2 protein-coding genes are annotated in these 1,909 nt (G+C 69.0%); one reads left to right on the top strand and one right to left on the bottom strand.

Annotated elements, in window-relative coordinates; translation table 11 throughout:
- Positions 1-107: 107 nt before the first annotated feature.
- Complete coding sequence (locus FV222_RS24530) at positions 108-1,376, bottom strand: DNA topoisomerase IB (protein ID WP_147762755.1); 1,269 nt, start codon at positions 1,374-1,376, stop codon at positions 108-110.
- 128 nt (positions 1,377-1,504) lie between these two features.
- Between FV222_RS24530 and FV222_RS24525 the strand changes: the two genes are divergently transcribed.
- On the top strand, positions 1,505-1,909 hold a 405-nt coding region (locus tag FV222_RS24525), incomplete at its 3' end, for a glycosyltransferase (RefSeq protein ID WP_147815865.1).

The raw sequence follows: 1,909 nt of genomic DNA, 5'->3' as shown, positions 1-1,909 counted from the left end.
TTTTTTTTTTATCGGCCTCCCCGTTTTTTATTATTTTTTTTTGGGGTGGCTTGTTTTTTTTTTTTTATTTCTTCTCGTTGCCTAACCGGGCCGCGCGGCCGGTTCGCTCAGGCGCGCGCCAACTCCGCGCTCGCAGCGGTCGTCCTCGCCTTGGCCGACTTTCCCGCCTTGGCCGCCGTCTTCGTCTTGCTTGCCTTCGTCTTGCTTGCCTTCGTCTTGTTCGCCTGCGTTTTCGCCGGCTCGGCCGCCTTGGCCGCCGTCTTCCTCGCCTTGCCGGCCTTCGCCTTCGAAGCCGTCGGCGCGTCCGCGGTGAGCCGGTTCTGCAGCAGGCTCAGCACCGCCGCCTCTTCGGGGCGCAGGCTGCTGAGATCCTCGACCAATTCGCTCTCGACCGCCTCCTTCACCTGAAGCAGCAGGGCGCCTTCGAGGTAGCAGTCGATGATCTGCGGGTGGATGTAGCACTTGCGGCAGATGGTCGGCGTGTTGCCGAGCCGCCCGGCGACGCTCTCGATCGCCGCGCGAACGTTCTTCTTGGCGCCGGCCTCGCCGTCGAAGGCCTCGAACTCGCGCAACGCCAGCGCCGCCAGCACCGTGCCGGCCCAGGTGCGAAAATCCTTCGCCGTGATGTCCTGCCCCGAGATCTCGCGCAGGTAGGCGTTGACGTCCGAGGAGGTCACGTCGCGCGGCTGCCCCGCCTCGTCGACGTACTGGAACAGCTCCTGGCCCGGCAGATCCTGGCAGGCCTTGACGATCTTGGCCACGCGCCGGTCCTTCACCGACAGGTCCCAGGTCTTGCCGCTCTTGCCCTTGAAGCGGAACGTCATCTCCGCGCCCTCGACCTTGACGTGCGGGTCCCGCAGCGTCGTCAGCCCGTAGCTCTTGTTGGCCCGGGCGTAGTCGTCGTTGCCGACGCGGATCAGCGTCGTCTCCAGCAGGTGCACCACGGTGGCGAGCACCTTCTCGCGCGACAGGCCCTTGCGCCGCATGTCGGCGTCGATGCGCGTGCGGATGCCGGGCAGGGCGTCGGCGAAGGCCATGATGTGGCTGAACTTGGTCGAGTCCCGCGCCGCCCGGAAATCGGGATGGTAGCGGTACTGCTTGCGCCCCTTGGCGTCGCGCCCGGTCGCCTGGATGTGGCCGTTTCGGCGCGGGCAGATCCATACGTCGGTGTAGGCCGGCGGGATCGCGAGCGACTTGATCCGCTGGACCTGCGCCTTGTCGCGGACGGGGGCGCCCTTGGCGTCGACGAAGCGGAAGCCCGTGGCGGTCTTCTTCCGGGTCAGGCCGGGCATGGTGTCGTCGACGTAGGCGAGCCCGGCCTCGGCGGCCGCGTCGCGCGGGTCGACGACGGTGCCGGCGGTCTCGTCCGATGCCATCAGCTCCGCTCTCATCGGCCCTGCTCCTCCCTGCGAAAGCCTGGCCTCAACCGGGGCCGGACCGGCCCTGTTCCGGCGCTTGCGTATCCGCCGCACACGGATGCCCGCCCGTGTTAGAGGTCGGCCCGATGGACGCCGCCGACTCCCCCGCCCCCGCTGCGCCGATGCGGCGCCTCGCCTTCGTCGTCACCGAGGACTGGTTCTTCGCCTCGCACTTCCTGCCGATGGCGCGGGCGGCGGTGGCGATGGGCCTGTCGGTCGCCGTGGTGACGCGGGTGCGCGAGCACCGCGCGGCGATCGAGGCGACGGGCGCTCGGGTGGTCGCGTTGGAGGCGGAGCGCTCCAGCCTCAACCCGATGGCCGCCGGCTACGCGGCCGGGCAGCTTGCGGCGATCCTGAAGGCCCTGAACCCAGACATCGTCCACTGCATCGCGCTGCGCGGGATCCTCGTCGGCGGCACGGCGGCGGCGATGGCCAACATCCCGGCCCGCGTCTACGCGCTCACCGGCCTCGGGCTGATCGGCGCGCGCGGC

It is taken from the genome of Methylobacterium sp. WL103, from assembly GCF_008039885.1.
In the GTDB taxonomy this organism is placed as follows: Bacteria; Pseudomonadota; Alphaproteobacteria; order Rhizobiales; family Beijerinckiaceae; genus Methylobacterium; species Methylobacterium cerastii.
This window is presented reverse-complemented; position numbering and strand designations above follow the sequence as displayed.

Excerpts from the sequence above, each read along its gene's own strand:
- FV222_RS24530 (WP_147762755.1), bottom strand. The coding sequence starts at position 1,376 with ATGGCATCGGACGAGACCGCCGGCACCGTCGTCGACCCGCGCGACGCG.